General features: G+C 64.4%; 21 protein-coding genes, 1 tRNA gene and 1 pseudogene. 8 read left to right on the top strand and 15 right to left on the bottom strand.

The genetic code is table 11. The features are described 5' to 3' along the window. Positions 1–27: 27 nt before the first annotated feature. The 3 genes from C477_RS17695 to C477_RS17685 all read left to right on the top strand — a co-directional run bounded on the left by C477_RS17695 (position 28) and on the right by C477_RS17685 (position 2,914). Positions 28–705: an RNA 2'-phosphotransferase gene (locus C477_RS17695; protein ID WP_008895901.1), complete on the top strand. Its 678-nt coding sequence runs from the start codon at positions 28–30 to the stop codon at positions 703–705. A gap of 298 nt (positions 706–1,003) precedes the next feature. Further along, a complete protein-coding gene (locus tag C477_RS17690) occupies positions 1,004–1,357 on the top strand; it encodes a hypothetical protein (RefSeq protein ID WP_008895900.1) in 354 nt (117 codons plus the stop codon). An 84-nt stretch (positions 1,358–1,441) separates the two neighbouring features. Further along, on the top strand, positions 1,442–2,914 hold the full coding sequence (locus tag C477_RS17685; RefSeq protein ID WP_008895899.1) for an aldehyde dehydrogenase family protein: 1,473 nt from the start codon (positions 1,442–1,444) through the stop codon (positions 2,912–2,914). 15 nt (positions 2,915–2,929) lie between these two features. Here C477_RS17685 and C477_RS17680 read toward each other — a convergent pair whose 3' ends face one another. Together C477_RS17680 and C477_RS17675 are read right to left on the bottom strand one after the other, a co-directional pair. Next, on the bottom strand, positions 2,930–3,397 hold the full coding sequence (locus C477_RS17680; protein ID WP_008895898.1) for a response regulator: 468 nt from the start codon (positions 3,395–3,397) through the stop codon (positions 2,930–2,932). Between the two features lie 86 nt (positions 3,398–3,483). Further along, positions 3,484–3,843 (bottom strand): DUF7344 domain-containing protein, encoded by a 360-nt coding sequence (locus C477_RS17675; RefSeq protein WP_008895897.1) that lies wholly within the window; start codon positions 3,841–3,843, stop codon positions 3,484–3,486. Between the two features lie 98 nt (positions 3,844–3,941). On the opposite strand from C477_RS17675, the pseudogene C477_RS24855 reads away from it, so the two are divergent. Together C477_RS24855 and C477_RS23160 are read left to right on the top strand one after the other, a co-directional pair. After that, positions 3,942–4,142 (top strand): annotated as a pseudogene (locus C477_RS24855) (aldehyde dehydrogenase); the annotation flags it as partial. Positions 4,143–4,239: 97 nt separating this feature from the next. Next, entirely contained in the window at positions 4,240–4,521 is a 282-nt protein-coding gene (locus C477_RS23160) for an aldehyde dehydrogenase family protein (RefSeq protein ID WP_008895896.1), read from the top strand. 41 nt (positions 4,522–4,562) lie between these two features. Here C477_RS23160 and C477_RS17665 read toward each other — a convergent pair whose 3' ends face one another. From C477_RS17665 to C477_RS17635, 7 genes are all read right to left on the bottom strand, one after another. Beyond that, positions 4,563–4,952: a hypothetical protein gene (locus tag C477_RS17665; RefSeq protein WP_008895895.1), complete on the bottom strand. Its 390-nt coding sequence runs from the start codon at positions 4,950–4,952 to the stop codon at positions 4,563–4,565. A 325-nt stretch (positions 4,953–5,277) separates the two neighbouring features. Then, positions 5,278–5,361: transfer RNA gene (locus tag C477_RS17660), tRNA-Leu, on the bottom strand. A 625-nt stretch (positions 5,362–5,986) separates the two neighbouring features. After that, positions 5,987–6,325, bottom strand: a complete 339-nt coding sequence (locus tag C477_RS17655) for a ferredoxin (RefSeq protein WP_008895894.1) — start codon at positions 6,323–6,325, stop codon at positions 5,987–5,989. A gap of 102 nt (positions 6,326–6,427) precedes the next feature. After that, on the bottom strand, positions 6,428–7,012 hold the full coding sequence (locus tag C477_RS17650) for a hypothetical protein (protein ID WP_008895893.1): 585 nt from the start codon (positions 7,010–7,012) through the stop codon (positions 6,428–6,430). 130 nt (positions 7,013–7,142) lie between these two features. After that, positions 7,143–8,096 (bottom strand): oxidoreductase, encoded by a 954-nt coding sequence (locus C477_RS17645; protein WP_008895892.1) that lies wholly within the window; start codon positions 8,094–8,096, stop codon positions 7,143–7,145. Positions 8,097–8,167: 71 nt separating this feature from the next. After that, positions 8,168–12,823, bottom strand: coding sequence for a PAS domain S-box protein (locus tag C477_RS17640; protein ID WP_008895891.1), 4,656 nt, complete (start codon positions 12,821–12,823; stop codon positions 8,168–8,170). Positions 12,824–12,952: 129 nt separating this feature from the next. Continuing rightward, positions 12,953–13,471 carry a peptidylprolyl isomerase gene (locus tag C477_RS17635; protein WP_008895890.1) on the bottom strand — a complete coding sequence of 173 codons (519 nt, stop codon included), beginning with the start codon at positions 13,469–13,471 and terminating at the stop codon, positions 12,953–12,955. Between the two features lie 183 nt (positions 13,472–13,654). On the opposite strand from C477_RS17635, the gene C477_RS17630 reads away from it, so the two are divergent. After that, positions 13,655–14,158, top strand: coding sequence for a hypothetical protein (locus C477_RS17630; protein WP_152423350.1), 504 nt, complete (start codon positions 13,655–13,657; stop codon positions 14,156–14,158). Positions 14,159–14,257: 99 nt separating this feature from the next. Further along, the gene (locus C477_RS17625) at positions 14,258–15,235 is read left to right on the top strand and encodes a succinylglutamate desuccinylase/aspartoacylase family protein (protein ID WP_008895888.1); all 978 of its coding nucleotides are present in this window, start codon (positions 14,258–14,260) and stop codon (positions 15,233–15,235) included. A 29-nt stretch (positions 15,236–15,264) separates the two neighbouring features. Here the strand turns inward: C477_RS17625 and C477_RS17620 are convergent, their stop codons facing one another. From C477_RS17620 to C477_RS17605, 4 genes are all read right to left on the bottom strand, one after another. Then, positions 15,265–15,765, bottom strand: coding sequence for a small multi-drug export protein (locus C477_RS17620; protein ID WP_008895887.1), 501 nt, complete (start codon positions 15,763–15,765; stop codon positions 15,265–15,267). 101 nt (positions 15,766–15,866) lie between these two features. Further along, entirely contained in the window at positions 15,867–16,625 is a 759-nt protein-coding gene (locus C477_RS17615; RefSeq protein WP_049914662.1) for an SDR family NAD(P)-dependent oxidoreductase, read from the bottom strand. 248 nt (positions 16,626–16,873) lie between these two features. Next, complete coding sequence (locus C477_RS17610) at positions 16,874–17,941, bottom strand: anthranilate phosphoribosyltransferase (RefSeq protein ID WP_008895885.1); 1,068 nt, start codon at positions 17,939–17,941, stop codon at positions 16,874–16,876. Between the two features lie 277 nt (positions 17,942–18,218). Beyond that, entirely contained in the window at positions 18,219–18,977 is a 759-nt protein-coding gene (locus tag C477_RS17605) for a GNAT family N-acetyltransferase (protein ID WP_008895884.1), read from the bottom strand. Positions 18,978–19,128: 151 nt separating this feature from the next. On the opposite strand from C477_RS17605, the gene ahbB reads away from it, so the two are divergent. Then, positions 19,129–20,223: a siroheme decarboxylase subunit beta gene (gene ahbB, locus C477_RS17600; protein WP_008895883.1), complete on the top strand. Its 1,095-nt coding sequence runs from the start codon at positions 19,129–19,131 to the stop codon at positions 20,221–20,223. A gap of 1,064 nt (positions 20,224–21,287) precedes the next feature. Here the strand turns inward: ahbB and C477_RS17595 are convergent. Together C477_RS17595 and C477_RS17590 are read right to left on the bottom strand one after the other, a co-directional pair. Further along, positions 21,288–22,541, bottom strand: coding sequence for a Cdc6/Cdc18 family protein (locus tag C477_RS17595; RefSeq protein WP_008895882.1), 1,254 nt, complete (start codon positions 22,539–22,541; stop codon positions 21,288–21,290). Positions 22,542–23,258: 717 nt separating this feature from the next. Further along, positions 23,259–26,333: an FAD-binding and (Fe-S)-binding domain-containing protein gene (locus tag C477_RS17590; RefSeq protein ID WP_008895881.1), complete on the bottom strand. Its 3,075-nt coding sequence runs from the start codon at positions 26,331–26,333 to the stop codon at positions 23,259–23,261. Positions 26,334–26,424: the final 91 nt, after the last annotated feature.

Here is a 26,424-nt window from a genome sequence, read left to right as displayed (position 1 = left end):
GTTTCCCTCGAGCGAGTACGGGCGCCCGTGACGGAGTCGTTCAGAACCTGCGCGGCGCACGGACCGTACTCGAGCGCTGACGGGCGGTGTCCGATCTGCGACGCCCGCGGAGAGACGGTGCTTTCCGGCGAGCGACGCCGCCGGCTCTCGAAGTTCGTTAGCGGCGCGCTCCGACACTTCCCAGAGGACGTCGGTCTCGAACTCGACGCACACGGCTGGACCGACTACGAGGCCCTCGCCGACGCAGTCGAACGGAAGTACGACTGGGCCGAACCGCGCCACGTGGCGGCGGTGATCGCGACCGATCCGAAAGGGCGCTTCGAGCGGACGGGCGCCGGCGGGATCGACGACGGAGCTGGGAACGGGCTCGTTCGGGCCTCGTACGGTCACTCCGTCGACGTCGATCTGGGTCCGACCGACGCGCCGGTCCCCGACGAACTGTATCACGGCACGGCGCCGGCGACCTTGGCGTCGATCCGCGAGGACGGACTCCGACCGATGTCCCGCCAGCAGGTCCACCTCTCGGGGAGCCGCGAGGCGGCCCGCCGCGTCGGGCAGCGCCGCGCGAACGATCCCGTCGTGCTCGTCGTCGACGCCGCGGCGATGCTCGCGGACGGCTATCGGATTACCAAACGCGGCCGGGAGACGTACACGACCGACGCGGTGGCGCCCGAGTACATCGACGTCCCCGCCACGGAGTCGTGACTACGGCGCGAGCGTGAGAGCCAGACCACGACGCCGAGGTACGCGGCGATCCCGGCAACGGTCCCGACGAGCGCGTAGAGCCGCCGTTTCGCGCGGATCGCGATGGCGTCGATCGCTCCGCCAGACTAGTCGTACGGCGAGAACGGCGTCGAAGGGCTATCCTTGACGATAAGTTATAGCCAGATATGAATTAATTTAGAGCGACATTTCAAGTATTCAATCCGCACGCGAAACCGAGTCGAACCCGTTTGGAGACGGACCACTGACGCCGACACGGATCGGCGCAGCGGCGGGGACGATGGACGTCATCGCCTTCACGGTAATGGGCTACATCGCATTCGATAATATCGTGATCGGCGCCATCGCCGGCTTGCTGGTCGGACTCGGCGTCTTCTGTTTCCTCCCGGTGTTCATGCAGTCGGGCGAGGACGACGACCTCGAGAACCTGATGCCCGCCGACGATGCCGCGCCGCTGCGCGGCTTCCACCGAGTCGCCGCGGGATTCGCGCTCTCGGCCGCGGGCATCGTGGTGTTCGCGACGGGGTTCGGTGAGTTGGACACGCTGATCGGTATTCCGACGGCGCTCGTCGCGGCCGTCGGCGTCTATCTCGTCGCCGGCTTCGCGATGCCGAACGCGCAGCTCCGAAGCTAATTCGGCCGCGCTCACTCGAGTGAACGCTCGCACGTTGCGCCTGCGAGTGTGCTTCTTTTGCACACACGACGGTTACCACTCGCTATGACAGACCTGCCACTGGCGCCCGACGCCGGCTGGGACGCGCTCTACCTCGCCGGGGAGTGGACCGAGGGCGGCGACCGGGACGCGATGTCGGTCGAGAACCCCTATACGCGCGAGGCAATCGCCACCGTCCCGGCGGGCACCGAGGCGGACGTCGATCGGGCCTACGAGGCCGCAGCGGCGGCACAGGAGTCGTGGGCCCAGCAACCGCCGCAGGCGCGGGCGGGCGTGATCGAGGCGGCCATCGAGTTCGTCGGCGACAACCGCGAGGAGATCGCCGACCTGCTGGCCGTCGAGTCCGGCAGCACGCAGGTCAAGTGCGAGGCCGAGATCCAGACCGCCCGCGGCATGATGCAACAGGCCGCGAGCTACCCCTTCCGGATGTCGGGTCAGCACATGGACTCGATCACGCCGGGCAAGGAGAACGTCGCCGAGCGCCGACCCGTCGGCGTCGTCGGCGTCATCTCGCCGTGGAACTTCCCGCTGCACCTCTCGATGCGGGCGGTCGCCCCGGCGATCGCCGCCGGCAACGGCGTGGTGCTTAAACCAGCGTCGAACACGCCGATCACGGGCGGCCTGCTGCTCGCGCGGATCTTCGAGGCCGCCGGCGTCCCGGAGGGGTTGTTGAGCGTCGTCCCGGGCCGGGGCTCCGAGATCGGCGACGCGATCTCCGACCACGAAACGCCCCGCGTGCTCGCTTTCACCGGATCGACGGAGATCGGCCAGCGCGTCGCCGCGAACGCGGCGAGCAACTGCGCGCTCCCGGCCCTCGAGCTGGGCGGCAACAACGTCCACGTCGTCACCGACGGGGCCGACGTCGAGCGCGCGGTCGACAGCGGCGTCTTCGGCTCGTTCCTCCACCAGGGACAGGCCTGTATCTCGATCAACCGGCACCTCGTCCACGAGAGCGTCTACGACGACTACGTCGGGATGCTCGCCGACCGCGCGGCGAACCTCCCGACCGGCGATCCACGCGACGACGACACGATCATCGGGCCGCTCATCGACGAGAGCCAGCGCGACCAGATCCTCGAGTACGTCGAGACGTCGGTCGACGAGGGCGCGACCCTCGAGACCGGCGGCGAGGCCGACGACCTCGTCCTCGAGCCGACGGTCCTCTCCGACGCCGACAACGACATGGCCGCCGCGGCGAACGAACACTTCGGCCCCGTCGCGCCCGTGATCCCCTACTCGAGCGACGAGGAGGCGATCGAGCTGGCCAACGACACGATCCACGGCCTGTCGGGGTCGGTCCACAGCGAGGACATAGCGCAGGCGCGGACGATCGCCGACGGGATCGACACCGGCATGATCCACATCAACGATCAGCCGATCAACGACGAACCCCACGTCCCCTTCGGCGGGATGAAACAGTCCGGCATGGGGCGGTACAACGGCGAGTCGATCCTCGAGGAACTGACGACGACGAAAGTGATCTCCGTCCAGCGCGAATCGCGGGAGTACCCCTTCTGAGCGGCACTGCGCCGCTCAGTCGTCGGACTCGTTTTTGACGATCGCGAACCAGAAGTCCTCTACTTCCTGGACGAACGCGATGAACTCCTCGGCTTGGACGGGCTTGCGGATGTACTCGTCGGCCTCGATGTCGTGCGAGCGGACGATTTCCTCGCCCATCTCGGAACTGGTGAGGACGATGACGCGGATCTCGTCTAACGGCGGCTCGTTTTGCAGTTCGGACAGCACTGCCGTCCCGCTGGTTCCCGGGAGCTGGAGCTCGAGCAGGACCAGATCCGGTCGCGGCGCGTCCGCGTACTCGCCGCGCTGGTGGAGAAAGTCGAGCGCCTCCTCGCCGTCCGTGACGGCGTGGACGGCGTTCATGAGTTTCGCGTCTCGAAAGTTTTCTTCGAAGAGGCGGGTGTCGCCGGGGTTGGGTTCGACCAACAGAATATCAATCCGCTCCCCCAGATCGGTCTCGTCCGCCTCGTCTGCTGACGCCATACCTGAGCATGCGGCTGCAAGGGTAAAATTGCAACTCTCAGGCAGTCCGTACGGTTCACTGTTCCTGCCTGTTGCGAACCGCTCCGTCACCGGCTGCGCGACGGCTGTTCGAGGAGATCGGTCGGCGGCCAACTCTCTAACTCTTCGGCGGCCTCGAGGAGCTGGTCGACGGACTCGCCGTCGGTCAGGGCGACCGCCTCGTCGTCCCAGTCGATATCGATCAGATTCCGCGCCTGCAGGTGCGGGAAGTGAGCGTGGACGAGCCGGACGTGTGCGCGCTCGATCATCCCGTCGTCGATCTTGCCGGATGAGAGGCGGTGTCGCCGAGCGGCCACCTGCCGCGAGATCTCGTCGATATCAGCCGCCCCGTCGTGTTCGAGTAACTCGTGGAGCACGAGCTGACGGTCGGCGCTCGCGAGCACGCGGAATGCCTCTGTTTGTTCCATAGCGGTTCCTACCTCGAGCAAGCGGACCGGCCCGGAAAGCACCTCTTCCTAAAGCAATTGGTACTTGCGTATCCTGCGGCTGCCGTTAGGGTACTGCGATTATCCGGCTCGAGATCGGGGGAAACAACGTTTCATCGTCGCGGAGAACGCGAATCTGGTTCGCGCCGCCGATAGCGCGTCTTTGGCTCGCTCCTCTACAGGGCCAGTCCTTCATTTCGATCAACCACTATCTCGTCCACGAGTCACTGTACGACGACTACGTGGAGGCGCTCCCCGATCGGACCGCCTCGCTACTGACTGGCGATCCGACGGCCGACGACACGATTATCGGCTTGATTATCGACGAGGGCGCGACCTCGAGACGCGCGGCGACACGACGACCTCGTCGAACCGACAGTGCTCTCGGACGCCGGCAATGCCATGGACGCGGCGGCAAACAAGCACTTCGGGCCCATCGCGCCCGTCATTCCCTACTCGATCGATGCAGCAGCGTTCGAACTGGAAACGAGACGCGATCTACGGCCCCTCAGGCTCGGTCCACACAAGGACATAGCGCAGGCCTGTCGGATCGCAGACGGGATCGACACAGGCGTGATCCACATCAACGATCAGCCGATCGACGACAAACCCCACGTCCCTTTCGGCGGAATGAAACAGATTGCAGTGAATCGCACTTAGGAGAGTTCAACGTAATATGACGCCCATTTCCCAAATATTGGTCAGCCCTCATAGGATTCAACATCAAAGTGGGGTGCGCCGATAAGCCAGTCAATGCCGATCAAACCGAGCGAGAGGCATCCCAGTCCAACGGTGGCGAGAGAGAAGACGCTACTGAATTCGGATGGGTCTGACAGAATTACCGAAATAGCATATGCGACGAACCAAAAACCGAACATAGCGTTAGATAGGCCGACAAATTGGTACCACTCGAAATTCCCTCTCGAGACGCCGAGCCCCCCCAGAATAGATAGGATACCGGAAAGCGGGACAAGCACAAAACCTGCAGTAACAATGGCGTTCTTCGTCGGAACTGTCCCAAGTGCTGCAATGATGATCACTGGAACAATGAAAAATCCTGCTCCGAGAACAGCGAACCAGCGCTGATTCATATCCAAACAGAAGAACCGTTGTCTTCGGACATTTCTATTAATTCTTAGACCCATATATTATTAGCCCTTTCTATAAGAAATATACTACTTCAATAATTTATTAGAGACTCCAACATATATTGGTAACACAACCCATTATCTGTAACGATGAACAAGCGGAACCTAATTAGATCCGTTTACCAGGATCTTCGTAATCAGACGAGGGTTGGGATTTGAACAACGCGAAGACGTTCCGGGACGTTCACTTTCGCTCACGTCCGGGCTGCGGCTTCTCTCGTTCAAATCCAAGAACACAGTCGCCGCTCACGGTGTGTTCGCGGCGACATGCGAGGGTTGGGATTTGAACCCAAGGACCCCTACGGGAGCGGGTCTTAAGCCCACCGCCGTTGGCCTGCTTGGCTACCCTCGCACAGAAGGCACTCGTCCGTTGTCCCGGGGTCGGGATGTGCGTTTCGGTGTGCGGCCGCAAGCGACCGACGGGAGCGAGCGGGCCAAGGAACCCCCAGCGGGGGTGACGACTGCTTGTGGTGGAGATCCGAGGGATACGTGGCACGATCTCCGCACGAACGAGCAGGGAAACTGCTGCGGGAGTGCGTGCTCAATTACCCTGCAAGATGATTCTCCGATAGAGAACCGTTTTATCGATCAACAGTATTATACTGGGTGCTATAATATTATATCTAGAATGGACGAATTTAAGGGCGGAACCAGCGGTCGTATTATAATTGGTCTTCAATTAGGGATCGGATTTCTCTTCCTTGGATATGGGATTGCTCGATTGCTGGGTATTACCACATACCAGATCCCTGGGTTCGTTTATGTAGTTGCAGGAATGTGTATGTTCATCTGGGAAATAGCGAAATTGACGTCCCATACCTCTTCATAACGGACCTTCCCACGCTGCGTCTCCATCTCGTCGGTACGATTTTCGATAACACCCTCAGAGAGTTTGCAAGTGGAGCGAGCGAAACGCAGCAACCACTCCCGGTAGATGCCCTGCTGTTGGTCTGCTCGCCGCCCCTCGCCGCGAGTCGCTACCAGTCGACGCTCAGCGTCCCGTCGCCGTGGGGATCGGGCGCGATCTCCTCGTCGGTTCGCCGATCGACGACGTGAATGCAGCCCTCGTCCTTCTTGGCCGGGCAGATCTCCGCCGCGCGGACGTTGTGCTCGAGGTCCTCCTCGCCGAAGAAGTACTCGTTCGGTTGGGCCATCCCCGAGGCGAGAGACATCTCCCAGTTGTCACTGACCTCGGCGCACTTGCCCGCGCCGAAGCACTTGTTGGCCTCGAAGACGATCTTGTAGGGCTTTTCCTCGACCGGCGGGGCGTCGCTCGAGCCGACGTCGCTCGCGCGCTGAATGCCGTCGTCGCTCATTAGGTAGGAGTTAGTCCGTGCGACCTTTCGCGTTACGGTTACCCCGACCGGAACGTGACGGGACCGCGAAGCGATTCGAACGCCGCGGAGTCGGCCGATCGGTCAGACCGCGTAGCCTTCGTTTCGCAGCGCGAGCGCGACCGTGCTCTCGAACCGCTCCCGCACGTCGTCGTCGAACGTCTCGACGCGCTCGTCGGTCGCCGCCAGTTCGAGCCGGCGTTCGTCGCGGTCGGTATCGTCGACGGGTCGGTACGTCTGAGTGAACTTTCGACTGTCGTTTCCGTACACGGTCACGGTGACGGACTCCCCGTTCGACTCGTCCCCCGGTCCGCTGACCGTCGCCCGCTCGAACCCGCTGAGGTTCGTGCTGAACCCGCCGATTGCGAGCTTTTGCTCGAGTTCCTCGCGGTTCCACTCGTGTCGCTCGTCCGTTTCCCGATCCGTTCCGATGACCGTCTCCGGTCCGATCGTCTCTATCCGCCACTTCCGCAGCGATTCGGACGCGAGTTCCTCCGCCGACCGCGATCGGATGTCGCCTTCCTGAACCGTATCGCCCTCCTCGACGCGGACATAGCGGGCGTTCGCCGCGGGGACGTCGACGAAGATCTCACCGGGTTCCGTGCTCACTAGCGTCTCCGCCCCCTCGATGGTACGCGAGACGAGTGATCTGTCGTTGTCTTTTCTCATGGGTACTACCCACACACGAAGTTCGAATCAGGCGTATCTAAGGGTGCTGCTGGCACTGTCCGCCCGAGCGCGTTTCGAACAGGTCCGTCACGGGCGATCGGCGCGTTTCGGTAGCCGAGACGGACGCGGGCTACCGTTCCGCCGACTGCGCCGGTTCGGGAAGTCGGTCGTAGGTCACGCCGGTCAGTTCTTCCGAGACGTCCCACAGTCGGTGGGCCGTCTCCTCGTCGTAAGAGCGATCCGAAGAGGCCTGGCGCTCGGGCGTACCGCGCATGTTCTTGAACCCGCCGGGGCCGTAGTACGCGCCGCCCTCGGCCTCGGGCGCGGTCGCGGCGTACAGCGTCGGCAGCGCGCCCATCTCGGCCGACTGCGCGAGGACGGTGTTCATCACCGTCATCGCCGCCTTCCGGAGCCGGCTGCCGCGCTGTTCGGGGCCGCGGAACTGTAACCGCGTGTTCGCGTAGCCCGGGTGGACCGCGTTGCTCGTCGCGTTCGCGTCCGCCGTCAACAGCCGACGCTCGAGTTCGTAGGCGAACAGCACGTTGGCCAGCTTCGACTGAGCGTAGGCGTCCCACTTGTCGTAGGACTCCTCGCCCTGGAGGTCGTCGAAGTCGATCTCGCCGCTCTCGTGGACGCCGCTCGAGACGGTGACGATCCGGGAATCGCCCTCTTCGTCCAGCCCAAGGTTCTCGAGCAGTAGGCCGGTCAGCGCGAAGTGACCGAGGTGGTTGACGCCGAACTGGGTCTCGAACCCGTCCTCGGTCTCCGAGCGCGGGATCGCCATGACGCCGGCGTTGTTGATCACCACGTCGAGGTCCTCGCCGTCGAGGCGGTCGGCGAAGGACCGGACCGACTCGAGGTCCGCGAGGTCGCACTCCTCGACGCGGAGGTCGGCGTCGGCGACGTCCGAGCGGATATCGCTGACCGCCTCCGCACCTCGCGCCGCGCTCCGGCAGGCCATGATCACCGTCGCGCCGTTGCGCGCGAGTTCGCGCGTCGCCTCGAGACCGATACCGCTGTTGGCGCCCGTGATGACGACCGTGCGACCCTGCTGATCGGGGATGTCGGCGGCAGTCCAGCCCATGGATCTGCTACGAGACGTTGCGTGTAAACGAATTGGGTTCCCCTAGTGCTCGCCGGCTTCCGTCGCGGCGACTACGGGTCGCGGGAGGCGGGGAGGGTGACGGAGAACGTCGCCCCCTCGCCGGGCTCCGAATCGACCCAGATCTCGCCGCCGTGGCGCTCGACGATCCGCTCACAGAGCGCCAACCCGATACCCGTGCCGTCGTACTCGCCGCGACTGTGGAGTCGGTCGAAGATTGTGAACACGCGCTCTTGGTCCTCGGGGGCGATGCCGATCCCCTCGTCTTCGACCGAGATCACCCACTCCTCGCCCCGGCGCACGGCGCCGACGTGAATCCGGGGCGGCTCGTCACCGCTGTAGGTGAGCGCGTTCGACAGCAGGTTCTGGAACACCTGCCGCAACTGGCTGGCGTCGCCTTCGACGCGCGGGAGATCCTCAACGGTGAGCTCGGCGTCCGTCTCCTCGATCCGGAACTGGAGGTCCTCGAGGACGTCGTCGACGACGGCGTTGAGGTCCATCGGTTCGAACGGGTCGCCCCGCGTCTCGACGCGGGAGTACTCTAAGAGCCCGTCGATCATCTCGCGCATCCGATCGGCGCCGTCGACCGCGAACTCGAGGAACTCCTGCCCGTCTTCGTCGAAGACATCGCCGTAGCGGTTCTCGAGTAGCATGAGGTAACTCGTCACCATCCGCAGCGGTTCCTGCAGGTCGTGGCTGGCGGCGTAGGCGAACCGTTCCAACCGCTCGTTGGACTCCTCGAGTTTGCGCTCGTACTCCCGGCGCTCGGTGACGTCCTGGACCATGACCATGCCCGCGAAGATCTCGTCGTCATCGTTTCGAAGGGGGATCGTGTGGGCCCAGACGTCCCGTCCGCGGGCTCGGAACTCGAACGTGTTCGCCTCGCCGTCGAAGACGGCCCGGAAGTACGGTTCGATCTCGTCGACGAGGTCGTCCGGATACCGCTCGTAGAGCGTCGCGCCGGCGACCTCGTCCTCCGAAATCCCCAGATCGTCGAACGCCTCGCCGCCGACGACGATGTACTCGAGGGTCTCGTCGTACAGCCCCACCGCGCCGCCAGGGAAGTTCTCGACGAGCGTCCGGTACCGGCGCTCGGACTCCTCGAGCCGGCGTTCTCGCTCCTTTCGATCGCTGATGTCCCGGACGATGCTGACGCGGTGCCACGTGCTGTCGTCCTCGGGCAGCATCGCGAAGGTCCCTTCGACGGGGAGCCGATCGCCGTCGGCCGTTCGAACCTCGGCTTCGATCGTCGGCCGCTCGGTGTCGTCGGCCGTCAGCTCCTCAACCCGTTCGGTGACGGCGTCGTCGACCATTTGCGACGCGTCGGTTCCGACGAGTTCGTCCGGCTCGTAGCCGAGCATCGACGCGTACGTCTCGTTGACCATCGTGAAGCGCCCGTCTTCGTCGACGACGTAGACGCCGTCGTTGACCGTCTCGACGATTGTCTCGTACCGCTCGAGGTGTTTCTCGCGCTCGAGCCGATCGGTGATATCGCGTCCGATTCCGGCCAGCACCGTGTTCCCCCAGGGGTCCTCGAGTCGCGAGGCGTTGAACTCGAAGGGGACGGTGTCGCCGTCGCTGGTCCGAACCGTCAGCTCCACGCTGACCGACCCCGTTTCGAGTCCCTCCCCGATGGCGGCGAGGACGTCCTCGACATCGTCGTCGATAACCAGCTCCGTCGGCTCCATCGCGGCGATCTCCTCGTCCGAGTAGCCGGTTACGTCGGTTACGCTCCGATTCCACCGCTGTAGCGAGCCGTCCTCGCCGACGATGTAGAACACGTCGTCGATGGCGTCGAGGATCTCGTCGATGTACTCCTTGTACTGCTCGAGGCTGCGCTCGCGCTCGCGGAGTTTCCGCTCGCGCTCCTTTCGCTCGGTGATCTCCTGGACCATGATCATCCCGCCGAAGATCTCGTCCTCGTCGTCCATGACGGGAACCGTGTACGCCATCCAGTCCCGGTCGTGGAACTCCATCTCGAACGAACTGATCTCTCCATCGAGCGCGGCTCTGAACTTCGGTTCGAGGCGCTCCGCCAGCTCCGTCGGATACCGCTCCCAGAGCGTCTGTCCGATGATCTCGTCCGCGGAGGCGCCGATCTCGTCGAAGGCCCCGCCGCCGGCGATCTGATACTCGAGGTTCTCGTCGAACAGCCCGACCCCGCCGTTGGGGAAGCGGTCGACCAGCGTCCGGTAGCGCTGCTCGGACTCCTCGAGGCGGCGCTGGGACTCCCGGCGTTCGGTGATGTCCGTGATGGTGACGACGCCGCGAGTCACCTCGCCGCGCTCGTTTCGGACCGGCATGCCCTCGGTGCGGACGATGCGGCGCTCGCCGTCGTCGGCTTCGATCTCGTAGATGTCGGGATCGGTCACTTCCTCGCCCTCGAGGACGCGCGCGAGCGTCATCTCCTCCGGCGAGACGCGCTCGCCCGAATCGGCGTCCCACACCGGATACCGGTCGTACCCCGCGATGGAGTCAGTGTCGAACACGTCGCCGCCCCAGATCTCTCGCGCAGTGTCGTTGACCTGACGGATCCGGCCGTCGGCGTCGGCGACGACGACACCGACGGGGAGGACGTCGAACAGCGTCTCGAGTTGCTCGTTGTTCCGTTGCAGTTCCAACTCGGCGTGTTTCCGCTCGGTGATGTCAGTGAGCGCGCCGGGGAACCTGACCGGGTTCCCGTCCGCGTCGCACTCGACGCGGCCTCGGGAGACAACCCACCGGAGTTCGTCGTCGGCGGTTCGGACGCGGTACTCCGCCTCGTACTCCCCGCAGGACTCGACGGCCGCGTCCAGTTTCTCCTCGACGCGCTCGCGATCGGCGGGGTGGATCGCCTCGAGAAACCGCTCGCTCGAGACGCCCTGGCGGGCCGCCTGCGGATCGACGTCGAACGTCTCGGCGAACGTCTCGCCGGCGACCATCTCGTCCTCCTGGACGTGCCACTCCCACGTCCCGACCGCGCCCGCTTCGGTCGCGGCCTCGAGTTGCGCCGTCGTCTCCCGGAGGTACTGCTCGTGTCGCTTGCGCTCGGTGATGTCCTGGGCCATGGTCATGCCCGCGAAGACGTCGCCGCGCTCGTCAGTGATCGGGACCACCCGCACGACCCACACGCGATCGGCGTACTCGAGTTCGATCGACTGCTCCTCGCCGTCCAGCGCGGCCTCGAACACCGGCTGCAGGGTGGCTACGGTCTCGTCGTCCCAGACCTCCCTGACGTAGTTCCCTGCGAACTCCGCGGGATCGACTGGAATGTGGTCGAAACCCTGCCCGGCCGCCAGTTCGTACCGGAGGTCGGGGTCGAACAGCGTCACGATCCCGTTCGGGAAGTACTCCATGAGCGTCCGGTAGCGCTGCTCGGACTCCTCGAGTCGGCGTTCGCGCTCCTTTCGCTCGGTGACGTCCTGGGACATACCCAGCGCGGCGAACACCTCGCCGTCGTCGTCCCGAACCGGGACGATCCGGAAGTCGTAGACGCGGTCGTTCGCGCGCGATTCGAACGCGCGCGACTCGCCCTCGAGGGCGGCTTCGTAGCTCGACACGAGTTCGTCTGCCACCGCCGGCGAGGCGGCTTCCGCGACCGGCGTGCCCTCGATTTCCTCCGCCGTCGCGTCGGCCGTGTCGGCCGGATTCCCGCCGACGGTCCGGTAGGTGAGATTCTCGTCGACGAGGGCGACGACGCCGTTCGGGAAGTGGTCGACCAGCGTCCGGTAGCGCTGTTCGGACTCCTCGAGCTCCCGCTCGCGGGCCTTGCGTTCGGTCACGTCACGGTCGGAGACGATCACCGAGACGACCTCGCCCTCGTCGTTCGTGACCGGTCGGAAGGCGCCGTTCAGGGTGTACCGCTCTCCGTCGGGCCGGGTGAGATCGGCCTCGAAGTTAACGTACTCACCACTGGCCGCCCGTTCGGTCCACCGCTTGACGTCGTCCCGGACACCGGCGGACTCGCCGGATTCATCCGCCGAGGATCGCGATTCGTCGAATCGCTCACCATCGTCGACCTCGCCCCACCACGGCGTCTCCCAGAACGGGACGCCGGTGACGTCCTCGAGGTCGGCGTCGATGTACTCCATCGCCGTCCCGTTGATGTCCCGTACCGTCCCGTCCGGATCGAGCAGCCCCACGAGGATGTTCGGATCCTCGAAAATCGCTTCGAACCGTCGCTCCGTCCGCTCGAGGTCGCGTCGCGTGCTGGCGTGTTCGACCGCCGAGCCGAGGACGTCCGCGACGCGCTCGAGGAAGTCGACGTCGGCCTCCGAAAGGGCGTGGCTCTCGGTCGCGTACGCGCCGAGGACGCCCCACGGCTGCTCGTCCGGCCCGATACGGACGGCGGCGCCGCTGGCGACGTCGTGATCGACGAGGAACTCCGGAGCGGAAAACTGCGACTCGGCGTCGAGATCGTCGACGACGACCGACTCCGCCGCGCGAACTGCGGAACCCGTCCACGAGGACCGATCCGCGGACACGGCGGTCGAACCGAGGCGGTCGGTCGGCCAGCCGGCGCCGGCACGCAACACGGCCGCGGTTCGATCGGGTCGGAGTTCGAACACGGAGCCGTACTCGATATCGAGCGTCTCCGCGATAGCGAGCGCCGCATCGGCCAGTACCTCGTCGAGATTCCCCGTCTCGAGGGCCTGCTGGCTGAGTTCGGCGACGACCTCCTGCCGGCGAATCTGCGCGCGGTGATCCGCGTCGGTGGACGACGATCCCATTCACCGGTATACAGTGTCGGAGGCGGTAAAACGTCTTTGTCCGGCGGTTCTCGGCTCGCCCGTCGTTTGAGGGGCCGGCGACGGCGCCCGAATGGCCGTCGTCGTCAGTGAGGCCCCGAAGTCCGGTGGTTACTCGTAGTCGACCGAGACCGACTCGAGGACGACGTCTTCCTGCGGCTGGTCGTTAGCGTCAGTGTCGACCGAACCGATCTCGTGGACGACGTCCATGCCGTCGATGACCTTGCCGAAGACCGAGTGGCGGTCGTCGAGGTGGGGCTGGGCGTCGAGCGTGATGAAGAACTGCGAGCCGTTGGTGTTCGGTCCGGAGTTCGCCATCGAGAGGATGCCCTCGTCGTCGTGGCGCAGTTCGTCGTGGAACTCGTCGTCGAACTGGTAGCCGGGGCCGCCGCGACCGGTCTCGGTCGGGTCGCCGCCCTGAATCATGAAGTCCTCGATGACGCGGTGGAAGGCGACGTCGTCGTACAGGGGCTCGCCCTCGACTTCCTCGCCCGTCTCGGGGTCTTCCCAGGTCTTGCCGCCGGTCGCGAGACCGACGAAGTTGTCGACGGTCCGCGGCGCGCGCTCGTCGTAGAGTTCGACTTCGATATCGCCGCGGTTCGTGTGCAGGGTGGCAGTAACGTCTCCCATGTCCGCCGAGACGCCGGGCCGACGGAAAACGGTAGTGGTCTGGGTCGCTTCCGCCGCCCGCTTCGGAGTCGCGTCGTCGCTTCCATCGGTTCCGAGAGGCGAGTACGATGTGGGCCTCACAGCTATATTGTCAAAAACACTCAAAATATTATAATCTTAATAGTGTCAGTTGATTTTGATTCTATGGACCGGCGAAACGCTCTGATGACGATAGGAGGTGCGGCAGTTTCTACGCTCGCCGGCTGTACCATCGGCGGTCGCAAGGACGATTCCGATCCCACAGCACGGCCGGTCTTCGAGGGAATAGTGCTCTGGTCCGGTCTCGAGGACGGTGAATCGAGACGCGCCCGAATCACCGTCGACAAAGACGGGGCACAGCGGTTCGAGACGAGACACGAGTTCGAGGGGGAGAGCCGGTTTAGCCTCGTCGATGACTGGATGGGCGATGCCGTCCCGTATTCGGTTACGCTGGAAATGGTCGGACCCGAGGCAGCGAGAACGTACGGGTCCGACGTGGAACGGACGTACTCGTCGTCCGACGTTGGGGAGAGATACGACTGTTGGCACCTCCGGGGGGAGATCCATTCCTCGTCAACGCTCCTCGCATCAGCTGTCGGAGGGAAGGATTGCGAACCCCTCACCTTCGACGACCAGCCGCGGCCGTCGAACGAATCGGGTACCGATTGATTCGACCGCGCCACAGCAGCGCGGTTTCGACGTGATCTCGAGCGATATCGGCGACAGGCCGGCCGCAGCTACATACCGCCGGACGTGGTACGACGGGCTATGAATGCGAACACGAGAACCCACACGGCTGAGGAGGTGACCCTCGCGACGCTCCCCTCCGGGGTCGACCTCACGACGACGATCCACACCTACGACGGGGCCGAGGACGGTCCGACCCTCTACACGCAGGCCGCCCAGCACGGCCGCGAGATCAACGGCACCGAGACGCTCCGGCGGTTCCACGAGCGACTGCCACTCGAGGAGCTGTCGGGAACGATCGTCGCCGTCCCCGTCGCGAACCCGCTGACCTTCGATCTGGTCTCCTACATCACGCCCGAGGAGTTCGACAGCGTCAACCCGAACATGAACCGGATCTGGCCGGGCGACGAGGACGGGAGCCTCCACCAGCAGATGGCCGCGCGGCTCTGGACGGAGGTGAGCCGCGCCGACGCCATCGTCGACCTCCACACAGGGAGCCCCGATATGTACCCCCACGTCGTCTACCGCGAGGGCGACGAGCGCTCGCGCGCGCTCGCCGAAGCCTTCGGGGCCGACCTGCTGCTGTCCGAGCAGGCCGACGACGAGGCCCCCGAGGAGTGGCACCGCCGGGGGTTCGCCGGGAAACTCCGCGTCGCCGCCGCCGAGGAGGGAATCCCCTCGGTCACGCCCGAACTCGCCCACAACAAGCAGATCCTCGAGGATGCCGTCGAGGAGGGCGTCGAGGGTCTGCTCGACGTCTGCCGGTATCTAGGGCTACTCCCGGGTGACGTTCCGGCGCGAGACCAGACGATCGCGCGCAACCACCTCGGGCAGGTCACCGCCGACGGCTCCGGTCTCTTCCGCCCGGAACCGGGGCTCGAGGTCGGACAGGATATCACCGAGGGGACGCCGCTCGGGACCGTCTACGAGCCGCGGACGTACGAACCGCTCCACGAGGCGGTCGCGGACCGCAGCGGGATCCTCTACGCGCTCACCCGGGAGGCGACCGTGACCGCGGGCGATCAGCTCGCGAGCGTCGCGCTGGTTCGCGAGGAGTGATCGGGTAGTGGAATCCGCGGAACGACCGTTCAGCGGAGCCCCAGCAGCGAGATCCCGGCGGTCGACCCGCCGACGAGGACGACCGTCCAGACCGCGAGACCGACCGCGAGCCAGCCGACGGTCAGTCGCGTGTTCTCCCCGACGACGACCGCCAGCAGCGCCGTGAGGTGGATTCCGGCGAGTATCGGACCGGCGAACGAGAGCCCGACGATCCCGTAGCGATTCCAGAGCCGCCGCGCGCGACCGTACCGGTCGCTCGAGTCGAGGTCGTCATCGCCCCGGCGGCGGGCCCACCAGGCGGTGAGGCGCTCGTGGGCGACCGCGATGGAACCGACCGCGGTGACGCTGCCGGCGAAGGCGGCGACGCCGGTGGCGGCCGGATCGAAGCCGAGTCCGATCGCGACCGGGATGACGACGAACGGTTCGATCGCCGGAATCATCGCGAGGGCGAACACGAGGAGGTATCGACCGACGCCGGTAGCTTCCTCGAGCGCGTGTCCGACGTCGACGAGTGCTGGAGCGAGTGTCATGGGGACCGTCGTCCGACGAGCGGACGTGTTACTGGATCGAAACTATGGCGGTGGAAAAAGCCGTTTCGGTTCGGCACCGATTGGTGATCCGAAAGCGACTCTCAGGCCGAATAGCCGCCGTCGACGACCAGTCCGTGGCCGGTGACGAACGAAGCCTCGTCACTGGCGAGGAACAGGATCGCGTCGGCGATCTCCTCGGGTTCCCCGAGTCGCTTGAGCGGGTACTCCTCGACCATCGCCTCGCGGGCCTGCTCCGGATCGCTCTGCTGGTCCAGATAGTCGTCGAGCAGTTGGGTCTCCGTGAAGCCGGGACAGACGGCGTTGGCGCGGACGCCGTAGGGGCCGGCTTCCGCCGCGACGGTTCGAGTCAGGTTCAACACGGCCGCTTTGGTCGTCGAGTAGGCCGCCTGGTGGGGGAGCCCGAGGATGCTCGCCAGCGAGCCGACGTTGACGATCGCGCCGTGACCTTGTTCTTTCATGTGCGGAAGGGCCGCGGAGCAGCCGTTCCAGACCCCGTTGATGTTGATGTCGACCACGAAGTCCCGGACCTCGTCGTCGAGGTCCTCCAGCGGACCGCCGGGATGGCCGGTGCCGGCGTTGTTGATCATCACGTCGAGGCCGTAGTCCTCGGCGACGGCGTCGACGACGTCCTGGAACCGATCGCTATCAGTGACGTCGAGTTCGGCGAACTCGGCCTCGCTGCCGGCGTCTTCGATCAGTTCGACGGTCGCCTCGCCGCCCGCCACGTCGACGTCGGTGACGATGACCCGCGCGCCCTCGTCGGCACACCGCAGTGCCGTCTCCCGACCGATCCCCGCGCCCGCACCCGTGATAACGACGGTATTGTCTTCGAGTCGCATACTCCCGGTATCGAACGCGGCCAACATAAATTCGTTCATTGTTTTAGTAGGTTAGAGAATCGATGTTCGATGGAACGCGATAGCGGTGAAACAGTGGTAACTACAGAGTGTGAGTACCGAACGGTCAGAGGCGCGCTGATCGACGCCGAGACTCGAGGGAATCGGCGCTTCGGTCGCGGCGAACGGGTCTCCGACGGCCGGTTCCGGGACGATCCGCGCTCGTCAGTGGGAAAATCGGTCGGCGCGTCTCAGAACGCCCGCAGGTCCTCGAGCACCGCCTCGGCGCTGCCGTCGGCGATCACGTCGCGGGCCTGCTCGAGGCCGTCCTCGAGCGTATCGACGTCCTCGCGGGCGTACATTCGGAACGCGCCGTTGAGGGCGATAGCGTCGGCGAAGTGGTCGTCGCGCTCGCCGGTGAGCACCGCCTCGGTGATCGTCGCGGAGTCGGCGGTGACGTCGTCGACCTCGAGGTCCTCGTTTTCCATCTCCATGCCGTACTCGGCGGTCTCGATCTCGTAGTCCTCGAGTTCCTCGCCGCCATTCCATTCGGCAACTTTCGTGTAGCCGGGACGGATGTCGTCGTAGCCCTCCATGCCCTGGAAGAAGATGGCCCGCGAGTAGTCGAGGTGGTCGCTCTCCCGGATGAGGTCGGTCAGCTTCTTCGCGAACGCGAGGTGGTAGAACGAGCCGAGGTGGACGTCGGCGTTCGCGGGGTTGCCGACGGTCTCGATCGTGTTGACGAACGTCCGCACGCCCATCTGGTCGCGCCGGTCGTAGAGGTCGTGGACGCCGGGGTTGAACGCGGGCTGGTAGTAGAAACCGAACCCGGTCTCGTCGACCATGTCGGCGCTTTCCTCGGGCTCGAGGTCGGTGCGGATCCCGAGTTCGTCGAGGACGTGTTTGTACGCCGTCGCCTTCTGGGTCGGGACGCGGTCACCGGAGTGAACGACGACCGGCGTGCCCGTGGCGGCGGCCACGAGGCCGGCGCCGACGCCGAGGACGGCCGAACTGTGTTTGCCGTCGTAGTTCGCGCCGCAGTCGACCGGATCGGCGTCGGGTTCGGCAGTGACCACCGACTCCTCGCGCATGACGTCGGTGTAGCCGGCCAACTCCTCGGGATTGTTGCGCTTCCAGCGGTTAGCCAGCCAGAACGCGCCCAGCGTCGTCGCGTCGGGTTCGCCGGCCAGAATCCGCTGGAACGCCTCGCGGGCTTGCTCGCGGCTCATGTCGTCGGCGGACTTGGGACCGGAGCCGACGACGTCCGTCATCAGGCGTTTCAGCGGCCACTCACCGAACTCCTGGGATGCCCGTGCCATGTGCGTTCGTTCGGACGGGCCCCGCAAAAGGGTCCCGTTTCCGGTGACGGTAGCCAGTCGGTACAGATGCGAATGGAACGCTGCGAGCATCCGCGAGCGAAGCGAGCGGTTCTCCGACAGCGAAGCCGAAGGCTGAGCCGTCGGCCTTTTTTCATCGAAGTTTTTGCACCTACGAGGGACGCGGAGCGTCCCTCGAGCCGTGCGAACGGGCGCTACGCGCCCGTGAGCAGAGAGCGGTTCGCCTGTGGCGAACCCGAGGTGGAAAAAGTTCGTTGTGTTACAGTTCGATCGCCATCATCACCTCGTCGATGTACTCATCCTCGAGTTTGTAGTGGTCCTCCCGGACGGCCTCGACGATCCACCCCCGATCCTCGAAGAACTCGATCGCGGCCTCGTTGCTCGAGGGGACGCTCTGGTAGACCTTCTCGTGGCCCTGCGACCGCGCCCACTCGAGAGCGCGGTCGAGCAACTGGCTCCCGACGCCCAGTCCGCGGTACTCCTCCAGGACGCCGACCGTGAGTTCGGCCGTGTGGGACAGCTTCTCGAGGTTCGGCAGGTGGAGGTGGGCCCAGCCGACGACCTCGTTGTCGACGGTGGCGACGAAGAACAGTCGCGATTCGTACTCGTTGCGCCGCAGGAGGACGTTTTCGTGGTCGAGTTCGTCCGCGACCGTCTCGGCCTCGATGTAGGTCATCTCCTCGACGACCTGGCGAATCGCGCCGACGATCCCCGAGAGATCCTCCTGTCTGGCCGCCCTGATCGTGACGTCGACGTCGTCGGTCGTGAACTCCTCCCGTTCCTCCTCGACGTCGATGGCGATGCGCAACGTGCCGTCGTCCTCCTCGAGGTAGCCGTCGCGCTTGAGGATCGCCACGTTGTGTCTGAACGCCCGCGTATACTGCGGGTCGCCGGGCGGATCGTCCGGAAACAGTTCCGAACGGACCCGATCCCGGTCGACCGCGCCGTGGGCCTCCACGTACTCGTAGATACTCGTTCGGTCGGTATCCTCGATCTCCGCTGGTTCTGCCATCGACATGCTTAATGCTAACGTCTACCACCATCATAATCGTTTCAATACTCACGAAGTAGAAACAGTCGCCCGGAAGAGGACGAACGACCGCGACCGGAGCGCTCGCTCGTCGCTCGGACCCGAAAGCAATACGGTGCCGTTCTCCCTAGGGACGGCAATGAGCACCCTCTCGGGGGACTGGCGCGAGGGGATCGACGACGTCGACGCGGCGATCATCGACGGCTACCAGAGCGGCGTCCCCGTCGAGGAGCGGCCCTTCCGATCGATCGGTGCCGCGCTGGGTATCGACGAGGGCGAGACGCTCGAACGCGTGACGCGCCTCCACGAATTGGGGATCGTCCGACGGTTCGGCGCCGTTCTCAACCCGCCGGTAATCGGCTCGTCGGCCCTCGCCGCCGTGCAGGCGCCCGCGGATCGGTTCGACGAAATCGCGGCCATCATCAACGAGTACCGGCAGGTCAACCACAACTACGCCCGCGATCACGAGTGGAACATGTGGTTCGTCGTCACCGCCGGCTCGCGAGCCCGCCGCGACGAGATCCTCGCGGAGATCGAGGCGCGCACGGGCTGTCCCGTGCTCAACCTGCCGATGCTGACCGACTACTACATCGACCTCGAGTTCCCCGTCGTCAACGGCGATCGCTTCGCGCGGGAGAGCGCGGACCTACGGTCCGCGGAACTGGCGAACGGTGAAACCGTGAGCCGCAAATCGCTCGAGGAGCGACTGGACTCCTCCGCGACACGGATCAGCGAGGAAGCGACCGGCGACCTCTCCGCGCTCGAGGCCGAACTGCTGCTCGCCATCCAGGACGGGTTCCCGCTGTCGGCGACGCCGTACCGCGACATCGCCGCCGAGATCGGATACGCCGTCGAAGACGTGCTCGAGGGGGTCGAACGGCTCGTCTCGACGGGCTGTATCAAGCGGATCGGCTGCGTGATCAACCACGTCGTCACGGGGTTCGACGCGAACTGCATGGTCGTCTGGGACGTTCCGGACGACCGACTCGACGAGTGGGGCGAACGCGCGGGCGGGCTGCCGTACGTCACGCTCTGCTATCACCGACCCCGTCGGCCCGAGCGGGAGTGGCCGTACAACCTGTTCACGATGATCCACGGCCGCGATTCGGACGCCGTCGACGCGAAGGTCGACGAACTGGCCGCAGAGTACCTCCCCGTCGAGCACGAGCGCCTCTACTCGACCGAGACGCTGAAGCAGACCGGCGCGCGCTACGAGGATCTGGTCGGCCGGTGACCGAACGAAGACGGTTTTCGTGATTCGAGGTGCCATCGGAAACGTCCTATCGAGAGATCGAGGATGTCCGACCGTTATGCCTTCACAGCCGGAGTATCGAGTGAAATCGGCCGATTTCTCCACGGCGAGAAACGGTGCTCGGTACCACTCCGGAACTCGACACCCCGACTGTCGAATGAAATACGATAGCGAGGCGAACAGCCGTTCGAGCGTGACCGCCGAACCTACGGGACGGACCGGTCGCCGAATGACCTGACTCGGAGCCAAGTCTCGGTCGTAGACTATTACCCCGGGTGTCGAGTGAAATCAGTGCGAGACTACCACCCCAGGTGTCGAATGAAATCGGTCGCAGACTGCGACCCCAGGTGTCGAGTGAAACCGGCCGTGGACTACGACCCCATGTGTCGAGTGAAACCAGTGCGGTACCACCACCCCAGGTGTCGAGTGAAACGAGGGCGATTTCGCGGTGGAACGGATTTCTATCACACACTTAGGAATCTGACACCCCGAGTGTCGAGTGAAATCGATCTCGAGATTCTGGATGTCGCGTCTCCGTCGGACTCAGGGCTCGAGTCTCAGGGGTGCGTAAAACCCACTACCCCAGGCGTCGAGTGAAATCATCGGAAGTAGTCACCCCGGGTGTCGAGTGAAATGCAATCCCATGATTCGAGAAGTCGAGCCTGTAGAGAAGTCACTACCCAAAGTGTCGAGTATAATCAGCAACCCCAGGTGTCGAGTGTGATCAGTAACCTTTGGGTAGTGACTTCCCAGGTGTCGAGTGTGGTCAGTAACCCCAGGTGTCGAGTGTAATCACCCTGTATCCCGGGCTAGAGTCGCTATTATCGAAGTTTTCGAATTTACCCACCCCAGGTGTCGAGTGAAATGTGGTATCGAGACACGTTCGTTGAACGGCGGTCCGTACGGATCGACTTGCCGCTCACCCCACGTGTCGAGTGAAATCAGGTCCCGAGAGTCGAGCGGTGAGTACACGGAGAGTCGACCGTCGAGTGTACGGCGGACTCGAGACCCCAGGTGTCGAGTGAATTCCGATCGGATACCTACTTCTATTGCTGCTCGAGTTCGGAGAAGCGATCGTCGTTGTGGATAACGGCCTGAACGACGGACGGATCCTCCAGCAGGTAGTAATAATTAGTCACGCCGCTACTGTATCCGCGGCCGACTCGTTCGGTCCGTCCGAGAATGTCGAGGAACACCTGCTCGTCGAGTTTATCGCTCATTCGGCGCTGCGAGAGCGTCTCGATCCCGAGGGCGCTGTCCGAGGTGATGGACTTGTACATCTCGTAGATTTCGCGGGTCGCGAACTCCTCTCGATCGCTGTGTCGGTCCGCGAGTATCGACAGCGCGTACACGGACGCCTTGATCTGCGTCGGCTGTCCCTCGAGGAGTTGCGAGAAGCGGTCGATATCGGCCTTCTCTCGAGCGTTTCGGACGTGGATCTCGGTCACCTCGTCGGTGTCTTCGTCCTTCGCCAGTTCGCCGGCGTTTCGGAGGATATCCAACGCCTTTCTCGCGTCGCCGTGTTCCTGTGCGGCGAAGGCAGCGGAAAGCGGGATGACGTCGTCTGAGAGGACGCCCTCTCTGAAGGCGTCCTCCCGATTGTACATGATTTCGCGGAGCTGGTTCGCGTCGTACGGCGGGAAGACGAACTCCCGGTCTTGGAGACTGCTGAGAATCCGCTCGTCGAGCGATTCCTTGAAGGAGATCTTGTTACTGATCGCGATGATTCCCACCTTACAGGCGTCCAACTTCCCGGCTTCCCCCGCTCGCGACAGCTGCATGAGAATCTCGTTGTCCTGGAGCTTGTCGATCTCGTCGAGGATGATGATCGCGACGTCGTAGAGCTGGTCCAGGATCGACCAGAAGCGTTCGTAGTAGACGTCGGTCGAGAGTCCAGTGACGGGGATACTGATGCCGGTCTCTTCGGGATCGTTCAGTTCCTGTGCCAGATTGATCACGACGCGAGTCTCGGTCTTCGTCTGGGTGCAATCGATGTACGCTCGCCCCATCTCCGTCCCGTTTTCGACCGAATACTGCTGGGCGCTCCTGGTGACGTGTTTCGCGACGAGCGACTTTCCCGTCCCCGTTTTCCCGTAGATGAGCGTGTTTCGCGGCGATTGGCCCTTCACCGCGGGATGAATGCTCGAGGCGACGTTCTGAATTTCGCTGTCCCGGCCGATGATCCGGTCCTCGTTCGGCACGAGGTCGATATCGAGAAGTTCCTTGCGGCTAAAGATCGGGTCCTCCGTCGCCCAGAAATCCTCCAGAGATTCGTTTTCGTGACCGGAGCCGTCGTCCATACACACCACCTATCGAGGACGGTCACATATAGACTAGTGATTGGCGGCCACCGAGTGTCGGATGTAGGTGTCGGAAATCAGCGTCGACGGAGATTCTATCGAAGATCTGCGTCGGATGGCGGTTATCCTCGCGTCGAGTGAAATCGGAACACGGGAAACAGCTAAATTCGCCCCCTTATTTCAGCATCGGACGAGAGGAATATCGAACGGAGCCGCGAAGGGCGTTCGAGGACGAATTCGGTGTAACGGAGGGCCGTACTCGAGTAGCCCCACACCCCAGGTGTCGAGTGTAGATCGTCGAAAACGCCCGGTAAATGATCTAAAGGGAGGTATCAGAAATAGCGGAGGCAGTATAGATTGCTGAATCAGAGCGTAACGGGCGAGATATTTCGGTGAGAAGTAAGGGATCGAACGATCCATCAGTTCGAACAGTAGTTCGAACGTGAGATAGTCCAGTACGGATCTGGTTTCGATTGATGCCACATAAAACCTTTTATTCTACTATACGATATTTGCCATCACGAGGTTCTTGGTACCACCGTCGATTCACACTCTGGCCAGATACGGACTCTAGCGCTCGCTTTCGCGCATCTACACTCGACACCTGGGGTGTGGGAGTATCATCAGTTCTGGGATAGGAATGAGAAGAGATAGGAGTGATAGAAGTGGAGAAATAGGAGTAGAGAGAGAGAGAGAACAGAAGTGAATGAAAAGCCGTTACTCGAGCGCTTCGGCGACGAGTTCGATCGGCGTCGGCGGGTTCTCGTCGGCGCCAGGTCGGTGCTCGAGTTGCGTGCGACACGACGCCCCGGGGGCGACGACGCGGTCGCCCTCGCTCGCGTCGACCTGCTCGTACAGGATTTCTCCGATTCCGTCGCTCATCGAGGCGTGTTCGGCCTCGTAACCGAACGAGCCGGCCATCCCGCAGCAGCCGGAATCGAGCGGGTCGACGGCGTAGCCCGCCCGGCGTAGGACGCCGACCGCGTGGTGGTCCTTGGCGACGGCCTTCTGGTGGCAGTGGCCGTGGTAGGTCAGCGACTCGGCGGTCCCGTCGGAATCGAACGCGATCGTCTCGTCCAGCCGGAACGAATCGATGTACTCGCAGACGCCGTAGGTCGCGGCCGCGACCCGTTCGGCGCGCTCGTCGGAGAGCAGATCGAGGTAATCCAGCTGGAACATGACCGCGTCGGAGGGTTCGATGACGACGACGTCTCGTCCCTCCGCGACGAGCGGCGCGAGCTTCGAGACGTTCTCGCGCGCCGTTTCGCGGGCCTTCTCGAGGAAGCCCTTCGAGAACGCCGGCCGACCCGTATCTCCCAGTTCGTCGGGAACCGCCACGTGGACGTTCGCGGCCTCGAGGACGCGGACGGCGGCTTTCCCCGCTTCGGGATGGCTGTAGTTGATGTACGTGTCGGGGTAGAGGACGACGCTCCGATCGGCGTCCTGCTCGCTGATCCGCGCGCCGCCGCGCCGGTCGAACCAGTCCCGAAACGTCGTCGCGCGGAACGTCGGCAGCGGCCGATCGGACGCGATACCGACGGTCGCCTCGAGGGCTTTCCTGGCGCCCGGCAGTTTCGGTAGGGCGTTCGAGAGCGGCGCGAGTTGGGAACCCCACTTCGAGAGGGTGGCGACGTTGGCGAAGAGCCGATCCCGCAGCGTCGCACCGTTGCGCTGGTGGTACTCGTGGGTGACTTCGGCCTTGAGCTTCGCCATGTCGACCTCGCTCGGGCAGTCGATGGCACAGCCCTTGCAGCCGATACACAGTCCCATCACCTCCTCGACGAACTCGTCGGAGAAGGCCTCCTCTGGCTCTAAGCTGCCGCTCATGGCCTGCCTGAGCGCGTTCGCCCGCCCGCGGGTGGCGGTGATCTCCTCGCGGCTCGCCCGGTAGGTCGGACACATCACGCCGCCGGTGGTCTCCTGTTCGCCCCGACAGCCGCCGCAGCCGTGGCAGAGCTCGACCATCCCCTGCATGCCGTTGTCGTTCTCCCACTCGAGGGCGGGCTCGAAGCCGGCTTCGAACTCGTAGTCGGGGTCGAACCGCAGGTGATCGCGCAGGTCGGTCGGATCGTCGTCGCGGAAGACAACCTGGCCCGGATTCAGGAGCCAGTCGGGATCGAAGGCGGTCTTGAGGTCCTGGAACGTTCGCCAGAGTTCGTCCCCGTAGAGTTTGTGGTTCCATTGGGTGCGGGCGCGGCCGTCGCCGTGTTCGCCCGAGACCGATCCTCCTAACTCGACGACGAGATCGGTGACGTCGTCGGCGATCCCGTGTAACTGCTCGAGGCCGATTCCGGTTTTCGTGTTCACGAGCGGCCGCACGTGGAGCACGCCCGGACCCGCGTGGGCGTAGAAGCTGGCGTAGGTATCGTGTTTCTCGAGGATCTCCTCGAACCGCTCGACGAACTCGGGCAGCTCCGCGGGCGGAATCGCGGTGTCCTCGATGAAAGAGATGTGCTTCTCGTCGGTCGTCCGCGAGAGCAAGATCGGGAGCCCGGACTTGCGGAGCTTCCAGAGCTGGGCGCGTTCCTCTTTTTCGTAGGCCTCGAGGGCCTCGAGGGCGAGCGTCTCCGCGTCGGAACGCGGAGCGTCCGAAGCCGGCTCGCCGGCGGGCGTCGCCGACGGCAGGCGATCGGTGAGCAGGCCGGCGACCTGCTCCTCGCCGTGGTCGGCGTTCTCGGCGTAGAACTCGACCAGCAACACGGCGTTGGTCCCCCCGGGGAGCATCTCGGTGACCGGTCCGAACTCCGCGGTGTCGCGCGCGAGGTCGATCAGGACGTCGTCGAGCACCTCGACCGCGGCGGGGTCGTGTGCGAGGATCGGGTCGACGTCCTGCATCGCCTCGTGGAGGTCCGGATAGCACAGCAGGGTGACGGCCTTCGTCTCGGGGACGGGCTCGAGCGAGACGGTCGCTTCGGTGACGATCGCCAGCGTCCCCTCGCTGCCGGCCAGCAGCCGCGCGAGGTTGACCGTCCCTGGTTCCCCCGCGTCTTCACCGCCCGGCAGTTCCGCTCCGCGAGCCTCCGCGACGAGTCGATCGAGGTTGTAGCCGGAGACGTTGCGCTTCAGATCGGGATACGTTTCCTCGATCAGATCGGCCTCCTCGTCGACGATTCGACCGACTTCCGCGTAAATGCGCTCTTCGAGACCGCCCTCGGGGTCGGCGCGGTCGGCGAGCTCCTCGAGGGTGACCTCGCCGAAGGTCGTCACGGTGCCGTCGGCGAGAACCGCCTCGCACTCCTCGAGATACGCGTCGGTTTTCCCGTACTTCAGCGAGTGCGAGCCCGTCGAGTTGTTGCCGATCGCGCCGCCGATGGCGCTCTTGTCGCCCCAGGCGGGGTCGGGCGCGAACTTGAGGTCGTGGGGCGCGAGGGCCTCGTTCAGCGTCCCGAGGATCGTCCCGGGCCGGACCGTCGCCGTCCGTCCGTCGGGATCGATCTCGAGGATCTCGTTCATGTGTCGCGTGAAGTCCAGCACGACGGCGCGGTTGACCGTCTGGCCGGCGAGGCTGGTGCCGCCGCCCCGCGGGAGCACTGGAATCTCCCGTTCGGCGCAGTACTCGACGATCCCGACGACGTCGGCGGTCGACTCGGGGAAGGCGACGGCCATCGGCGTCACCTCGTAGGCGCTGGCGTCGGTCGCGTAGAGTTCTCGGGAGAAGGAGTCGCCGCGAACGTCACAGTCGACGAGTCGCTCGAGGTCGTCGACCAGCGCCGGCCGATCGACCTCGTCGCTTCGGTAGTCGTAGTTCGCACGTCCATCGGCGGCCGGGTCGGCGCTCGACTCCAGTGACATAGTTGGTCCTTGTCCGGCGGCGCTTAAGTGATCATCCCTCGAGAAAAATCCCGCTCCCGAATGGTCCGTTCCGAAGCGTCCGAAATCAGCA

The organism is Haloterrigena salina JCM 13891 (assembly GCF_000337495.1).
GTDB lineage: Archaea > Halobacteriota > Halobacteria > Halobacteriales > Natrialbaceae > Haloterrigena > Haloterrigena salina.
The sequence above is the reverse complement of the archived record's forward strand: the minus strand, read 5'-3'. Positions and strand labels throughout refer to the sequence as shown.